At 59.1% G+C, this 7,185-nt stretch carries 10 protein-coding genes; 8 read left to right on the top strand and 2 right to left on the bottom strand.

The genetic code is table 11. The features are described from left to right. The first annotated feature begins 41 nt into the window (after window positions 1–41). The 6 genes from tnpA to Q7L05_RS07950 all read left to right on the top strand — a co-directional run bounded on the left by tnpA (window position 42) and on the right by Q7L05_RS07950 (window position 4,343). Window positions 42–452, top strand: a complete 411-nt coding sequence (tnpA, locus tag Q7L05_RS07975; RefSeq protein WP_303904527.1) for an IS200/IS605 family transposase — start codon at window positions 42–44, stop codon at window positions 450–452. A gap of 367 nt (window positions 453–819) precedes the next feature. Beyond that, window positions 820–1,350, top strand: a complete 531-nt coding sequence (locus tag Q7L05_RS07970) for an NADH-quinone oxidoreductase subunit B family protein (RefSeq protein ID WP_303904524.1) — start codon at window positions 820–822, stop codon at window positions 1,348–1,350. A 62-nt stretch (window positions 1,351–1,412) separates the two neighbouring features. Continuing rightward, window positions 1,413–1,907 carry a GlcG/HbpS family heme-binding protein gene (locus Q7L05_RS07965; protein WP_303904521.1) on the top strand — a complete coding sequence of 165 codons (495 nt, stop codon included), beginning with the start codon at window positions 1,413–1,415 and terminating at the stop codon, window positions 1,905–1,907. Between the two features lie 117 nt (window positions 1,908–2,024). Continuing rightward, window positions 2,025–2,198, top strand: a complete 174-nt coding sequence (locus Q7L05_RS07960) for a YqaE/Pmp3 family membrane protein (protein ID WP_303904518.1) — start codon at window positions 2,025–2,027, stop codon at window positions 2,196–2,198. A gap of 11 nt (window positions 2,199–2,209) precedes the next feature. Next, on the top strand, window positions 2,210–3,715 hold the full coding sequence (locus Q7L05_RS07955; protein ID WP_303904515.1) for an FAD-dependent oxidoreductase: 1,506 nt from the start codon (window positions 2,210–2,212) through the stop codon (window positions 3,713–3,715). Between the two features lie 34 nt (window positions 3,716–3,749). After that, the gene (locus Q7L05_RS07950) at window positions 3,750–4,343 is read left to right on the top strand and encodes an exopolysaccharide biosynthesis protein (protein ID WP_303904513.1); all 594 of its coding nucleotides are present in this window, start codon (window positions 3,750–3,752) and stop codon (window positions 4,341–4,343) included. A 28-nt stretch (window positions 4,344–4,371) separates the two neighbouring features. On the opposite strand, the gene Q7L05_RS07945 is transcribed toward Q7L05_RS07950, so the two are convergent. Together Q7L05_RS07945 and Q7L05_RS07940 are read right to left on the bottom strand one after the other, a co-directional pair. Next, the gene (locus Q7L05_RS07945; protein ID WP_303904510.1) at window positions 4,372–4,797 is read right to left on the bottom strand and encodes a c-type cytochrome; all 426 of its coding nucleotides are present in this window, start codon (window positions 4,795–4,797) and stop codon (window positions 4,372–4,374) included. Between the two features lie 40 nt (window positions 4,798–4,837). Beyond that, window positions 4,838–5,254: a DUF4399 domain-containing protein gene (locus Q7L05_RS07940; RefSeq protein ID WP_303904507.1), complete on the bottom strand. Its 417-nt coding sequence runs from the start codon at window positions 5,252–5,254 to the stop codon at window positions 4,838–4,840. 157 nt (window positions 5,255–5,411) lie between these two features. On the opposite strand from Q7L05_RS07940, the gene Q7L05_RS07935 reads away from it, so the two are divergent. Next, window positions 5,412–6,467 (top strand): DUF2235 domain-containing protein, encoded by a 1,056-nt coding sequence (locus tag Q7L05_RS07935; RefSeq protein ID WP_303904504.1) that lies wholly within the window; start codon window positions 5,412–5,414, stop codon window positions 6,465–6,467. A gap of 37 nt (window positions 6,468–6,504) precedes the next feature. Beyond that, window positions 6,505–6,960 (top strand): NfeD family protein, encoded by a 456-nt coding sequence (locus Q7L05_RS07930; protein ID WP_303904501.1) that lies wholly within the window; start codon window positions 6,505–6,507, stop codon window positions 6,958–6,960. Window positions 6,961–7,185 lie beyond the last annotated feature (225 nt).

Raw genomic sequence — 7,185 nt, 5'->3', positions numbered from 1 at the left:
TCCCAAACGTGAGCCGCCAAGCATCACGAATGGGAGAACTCATGAGACAAGTAGCAAGTTTAAGTCACACGCGCCGGGAGTGTAAGTACCACATAATTTTCATCCCGAAGTATCGGCGAAAGACGATTTTCGGTCATATCCGGCGAGAATTGGGAGAAGTCTTTCACCGTCTGGCGAAGCAGAAAGAGAGCCATATCGAAGAAGGTCACCTAATGCCGGACCACGTTCACATGATGATCGCAATTCCGCCGAAGTACTCGGTATCGCAAGTCGTCGGGTATATCAAAGGCAAGAGCGCGATCCACATAGCGAAGACCTATATGGAGCGGAAGAAGAACTTCGTGGGACAGCATTTCTGGGCACGAGGCTACTTCGTATCGACGGTAGGGCGAGACGAAGCGGTAATTCGGAACTATATCCGGCACCAAGAGGCAGAAGACCGTCTGGATTGACCAGATGAACTTGATGTAGGTTGCCCCCTTTAGGGGGCTCAAGGACCGCGAAGCGGTCCGTCCAGGCCGCTTTGAGCGGCTCACAAGTTAAAGCCCCCGGCTTTGCCGGGGGACGCTTACTCTGTAGCGGTGGGCTATCCGGGACACGCCGTGAATACGACCTACAGGGATGTAGGAAGTGAAGATTATGCAGGAGCCATCATCTTCCGTCCGTGTAGGCTCGACAGCGGCATCCCTGCCGCTGATGGTCCCGGATAGCCCACCGCCACAGCCTCGGATGACTGGACACCAATTCGGAACACGTATTTAGTTGTCCCCGTGTGCCCCGTGCCCCGTGGTTGGTTTTTTTTGGTTTAGGAGCACGTCAATGCTGCGGATACTGAAACAGTCGCTGGGCATCGGCCTGGTGACCGAACCGGCACCGGTGACCGACGAAATTGAACTGGAGCGGCTCGGTATCGAGTTGCGCGGCCGGATTGAGTCGCGCTTCGCCGGAAGCCTCGCAATTCGGCAGGTGGATGTCGGCTCCTGCAACGGCTGCGAGCTAGAAATCCATGCCCTCAACAACGCCTATTACGACGTCGAACGCTTCGGTGTCCACTTCGTCGCCTCTCCGCGCCACGCCGATGTGCTGCTGGTCACCGGCCCTGTCTCCCGTCACATGGAGACGGCGCTGCGCCGCACCTGGCGAGCCACGCCCGGACCCAAGCGGGTGATCGCCGCCGGCGGCTGCGCCTGTGACGGTGGCGAGTTCGGCGTCTCCTATGCCAGTTGCGGCGCGGTGGAAAACGTGATCCCGGTGGATGTGAAGATCCCGGGCTGCCCGCCGACGCCAATGCAATTGCTCAAGGGGCTGCTCGGTGTGCTCAATGCGGCCGGGGAGCGGATTTCCGATTGACCCGAAGCTCCGAACGATCGCAGCGAGTGCGTTATGTGGTGCATGAACAAGGGAGATCCCCGATGAAGCGAATCTGTCTCAAATACCTGTTGCCCGGACTTCTTCTCTCCACTCCGGCGCTGGCCGATGACCTCATCGAGGTGCGGCGCCTCTCCATGGAAATGGCCGTTGACATCGCCCAGGGCGCAGTGGAGGCCTGTCGCGAAAACGGCTATCAGGTCACCGCCGTGGTTGTGGATCGCGATGGCTTCGACCAGATGGTCATGCGCGACACCCTGGCCTCGCGCTTCACGCTGCAAATCGCCCGGGAAAAGGCCAACGCCGTGATCCTTTCGGGTATCGACTCGAGCACCTTTGGAAAAAATCGCCAGGATATCCGTGAAGAGATGAATCACGTGGATGGCATCCTGGTTCTCGAGGGGGGCGTTCCGATCCGGGCAGCCGGTTCTCTGGTCGGGGCGGTCGGCGTCAGCGGCGCCCCCGGTGGTGACAAGGATGCCTTCTGCGCCAAAGCCGGTGTTGCCGAGGTGCAGGAGCGCCTGGATTTCGCCGATTGATGCTTTGCGGCCCGCCTCCGGGTTGATGACTGAACACCGCTGCAAAGGCCGCATAAAAAGAATGCCTCAGGATCACGGGCTAGACTCGGAGAAATACAGGCAAAGGAGAAATTGCATATGGCCGTGACCATTGGTGATCCGTTGAAGATCCTGTTTGCGGTGCTTCTGCCGCCCCTTGGCGTCTTCCTGGAAGTCGGGTTGACGAAGCATTTCTGGCTGAATCTGGTGCTGACCCTTCTGGGTTACCTTCCCGGTATCGTTCATGCCCTCTACATCATCCTGAAGCGTTGATGGTGGACACTATGGCGACGGAAGAGGAGCAGCCTTACTGGACGGCCGGGGCGCCATCGGAGATTTCTGCCCCCTTACCCGGACTCACCCGGTGCGAAGTGGCCATCATCGGTGGCGGCATCGTTGGACTGACGGTGGCCGAGCGGCTGAAAAGGGCCGGGCGCCATGTCGTCCTGGTGGAAAACGGACGCGTGGGCGCGCAGGTGACGGGCCGGTCTACGGCGAAAGTGACGGCCCTGCACGGGCTCGTCTATGACGATCTCATCCGCAAGCACGGGTTCGACTCAGCAAAGGCGTATGCCGATGCCAATCTGGACGCGATCAAATACGTGGAAGAGCGGACCCGCGAGTTCAGTCTCGATTGCGATCTGACCCCTGCTGCCGCTTACACGATCAGTGAACAGGGCGCGCAGCATGAGGCCATCGACCGGGAAGTCGAAGCCGCGCAGCGACTGGGGCTTCCGGTGGAGAGGGTCACCGAAGCCAGCTCCCCGGTAGGTTTCGACAGCGGCGTGATGCTGCCCGACCAGTTCCAATTCCAGCCGTACCGTTATGCGTTCGGCCTGGCCCGGGCCGTTCACAGCGACAATGCCGTCATCCACGAAGGGACCCGCGCCTACTCGATTCGCGCCGGTCAGCCGAACGAGGTGGTCACCGACCACGGGATGATTAACGCTGATCACGTCGTGATCGCCACCAATCTGCCGTTTATGGACCGGGGACTGTTTTTTACCAAGGTGTCCCCCCGCCAGCATGTGGTCCTTGCAGCACGGCTTCCGGAAGAGACCGCGCTTGAGGGTATGTTTCTCAATGTCGACGAACCCCGCTACTCCTTTCGTCGTCACCAAAGCCCTGAGGGACCGGTGCTCATCCTTACCGGCGCAGGTAGCCGTCCCGGCCACCATTCTGCCTCGCAACGGCTCTCCGATTTGAAACGGCTGGCGGCGGAGCGTTTCGGGACCACGGATGTGCTTGGCTGGTGGTTCAATGAGGACTATGACTCGGCGGACCGTCTTCCCTATGTGGGTCCGCTGACACCGGTGACGCCAGAGATCCTGGTGGCGACCGGGTTTTCCGCCTGGGGCTTGACTAACGGCACCGCCTCCGCGCAGATGCTGGCAAGCCATATCCTGGGCGATGCGGATGTCACAAAGACACCATTCTCATCCAGTCGCTGGAATCTGCGGACCGCAGGGAGAAAATTGCTGGACATCAATCTTCATGTGGGACGGGAGTTCGTGACGGATCGGGGCAAGGCACTGGGTTCCCGCGATGCTAAAACTCTCGTAGCGGGGGAGGGCGGTATCTGTCGTCGACATGGCCGCTCGGTCGCTGCCTACCGGGATGACGAAGGCGCACTGCATCTTCTGTCGCCGCGCTGCACGCATCTGAACTGCTACGTCTCCTGGAACAGCGAGGCGCGCACCTGGGAGTGTCCCTGCCACGGTTCGGTGTTTGCCCATGACGGGCGAATGATTCACGGCCCGGCGGTACGGGACATGAAACGCCTGGATTAACCGTCTGTCAGGCGGTGGCGGACAGGTTGGGTCCATGGAAGGTGAACAGCAGCCGGAGAACCTGGAGCAATTGCTGGACCGTATCGAGCAGACGACCAGCGATCGCGACCAGATTACCCTTGAGAAAGTCCTGGAGGCGGTGGGGCGGCGCTCGTTTGGGCCCATTCTGCTCGTTGCGGGTCTGGTAACGGTGGCGCCACTCGTGGGCGACATCCCGGGTGTACCCACCCTGATGGGGCTGCTCGTGCTTCTGACCGGTGGTCAACTGGTACTGCAACGAGACCATTTCTGGCTCCCGCACTGGATGCTGAAGCGGACCATCATGCGCGACTCCCTGTGCAAAACCCTGGGCTGGTTGCGACCAGTGGCACGGTTTATGGACCGCTGGTCGCGGCCGAGGTTGACCCAACTGACTCGAGGCTTTAGCGCCTACCTCGTGGCTCTCGCCTGTGTCGTCATCGCCATCGGGATGCCGCCCATGGAAGTGGTGCCCTTCAGCGCCAACGGTGCCGGTGCGGCGTTGACCGCTTTCGGACTGGGCCTAATTGCCCACGACGGCTTCCTGGTACTGATCGCGCTTGCCGTATGGCTGGCGACTTTCGGTTCGATTATCTACCACCTCATCTAAACCCGAACAGCGTATCTGATCATGCGGGTCATCGGGCGGGTGCACTGCCGGTATCGTCCAACATGCCGGCCTCCCGCTGAGCCTGTCGTATGAACGTCACGATATCTCGTGCCTGTTCCCGGTCGATGGCAGGTACCGGAGGCATATCGCCGAAGTCCCAGTGGTGCTGGACAACGCCATCCCTGATGGCCATGTAAAACGCCAGGTCCGCGTGGTGGTCGGGACGGTAATAGGGATGAATCAGGGGCGGACCCTCTTGCGTCCCCTTCAAATCGGCACCGTGGCACTGAACACATTCAGCCTCGAAAAGATGCGCTCCCGTCCCCGGATCCCCGACGCCCGATTCCAGTGGCATGACGGCGGATTCGCGGCGAGACTCGGCATCCGGCGCCATCCAGTCCAGTACGGTCAGGGATGCGATAAGTGCAACGACAAGTGCAAGTGCAATGCGCATGTTCCAATGCCGTTCAGGTTGCGTCTGTTCCTGAGAAGATTCAGTTCGTCACCACGATGCGGATGCGTTTGGAGAGCAGCGGTGGATAGAAGGTCTCGTGCTCTTCGTCGCCAAGCAGTAGCTGTAAACTGTGCTCGCCCGGAGGCAGATCGATTTCCGCCGTCTGTTCGCCTCCATCAAAGTGCAGATGATGTTCATCGGCCGGGACCGGTCCCTCAAGCGGAGGGTTATCGACATCGATCAGCAGGTGATGGTGTCCGGCTTTGTGCTTGTTTTCGCCCACGGGCGCTACACCAAACCCCTCGACGGACATCCGTACCCTGACCGGATTGGACAAAATGGCTCCATCCTTCGGCTCCATGAAGTGAATTTCGGCGTCCTCCGGAACCTCATGTGCCCAACTCGTTGCAATCAACAATCCGGTGCCGAACAGTAGAAGCATTATCTTTGCAGTCACAGCAGCTCCCCGCTTTTGGTAGACCGTTTACTCTACATACCTTAATTTATTAGTCAAGAATAGCCCTCCGCATCATGAATTGACCCGACACCAGCCGTTTGGGATAGTTTAGTCAACAGGAGATTTGATCCGGAATTTTCGCAGGGACAATCGACAGATGAAACGGATAGCCCTATTCGCCGACGGAACCTGGAACTCACCGGTACATGGAGGTGCAACCAATCCACTGCTGATGGCCAGAGCGGTCAAGCCAAATGCCGACGACGTCAACCAGGTGACGTTCTATGACTGGGGCGTCGGTACCGACCGAAGGCCGATTGCCGGGCGACTCACGGGCGGGGGTGTCGACAAGAACATCATGGATTGTTACCGGTTCCTCGTACACAACTATGAACCCGGGGATCGGCTCTACTTTTTCGGGTTCAGTCGCGGCGCCTACACCGTCCGTTCACTGGCGGGATTCATTCGTAACTGCGGCCTGCTCCGGCGCCAATACGCCAGGCAGATACCTGCCGCCTACCGCCTCTACCGAAGCCGCGCCAGAAACAGCAGCCCTAATGCCCCGAAGTGCGTCAAATTCAGGCAGAATTACGCGGTAGCGGATATCACCCCCATCGAGTTTGTCGGTGTATTCGACACGGTGGGCTCCTTTGGCGTGCCACTGCCGTTTTGGGGCACGCTGGGAGACCGCGACTATCTGTTTCACGATACCGAGCCCAGCAAGATCATCCGGCATGCCCGGCACGCGGTGGCCATCGATGAAAATCGCGGGGACTTTGAACCCACCCTCTGGGATCAAAGGCCCGGCCTCGATATCCGGCAGGTCTGGTTCGCCGGCACCCACTCCGACATCGGCGGCGGCTACAAGGAGCCGGGGTTGAGCCACTGCGCCGGGGACTGGATGCTTCACGAAGCCACCGCCTTTGGATTGCAATTCGAACCCCACCTGCACGACTCCCTGGTACCGGACCCTCTCGACAAGCTTCACAACGAACGCAAAGGGCTCTACCTGATGCGCACCGAAGCCATCCGCCAGATCAGCGGCCCACTGCACGCATCGGCCAGGCAGCGTTGGGACGCCGATGCCCGGGACTATCGTCGAAAAAGCAAGGCACTAAGGCGGCTACTGGAAGCAGAGGCGGGTGATTGGTCGCAGATCGAATTAGTGCGGACCAGGACCGAAAGAGTAGAATCGCCCACAGTGCCAGCTTAGAAGGAGTGTGAAATTTGGCTAAAGGGGTTCAATCAACATGAGTGCCGCCACTGTCTGGATCATCGCCGGCATTGTTCTGATACTGTCCGAACTGCTCGCTACCAGTATCATCGCCGTTTTCATCGGCATCGGGGCGATTACCGTCGGAGTGTTACTGCAACTGGGGTGGATTGAGTCGCTGGCCTCGCAACTGACGGTGTTCGGGCTGGTGAGTATCATCAGTCTGGTGCTGGCGCGAAGGCAAATGAAGGGCTGGTTCGGTGGGTTCAGTACTGATCAGGGTGAAGCCGGGAGCCGGTTTCAAAGGGATATTGGTGAACGGGTAACCGTGCAGGATGACTTCGTCCACGGGGCGGGCCGTGTTGTGCTGAACGGCGTTGCCTGGGATGCCGTCTCCGAGGAAAAACTGAAAGCGGGTGATGTCGCCTGGGTGGTGTCCAATGAAGGTATTCGCCTGACCGTATCATCACAACGGCCCAAAACCAAGCAGTAATTCCGCAATTTCAAAAAACGACGTAACTGCTCACCCCTTCAAGACATTTTCACCGCAGAGGCGCAAAGTACGCAGAGAAGACCTGAAAACAGGCATCATGCACGTGCCGAATTACGAGGCGCATAATGTTGAGACATTATGCGCTTGGTAAGAGCATCATCTACCGTTCCATGCTTCAGCACGGAGCTACGAGTAATTACCCAGGGCGTTATTGGATCCTCTCTG

Source organism: Thiohalomonas denitrificans, assembly GCF_016841685.1.
Lineage (GTDB): Bacteria > Pseudomonadota > Gammaproteobacteria > Thiohalomonadales > Thiohalomonadaceae > Thiohalomonas > Thiohalomonas denitrificans_A.
Note: the sequence above shows the minus strand (reverse complement) of the source record. Positions and strands in the feature narration are given on the sequence as shown.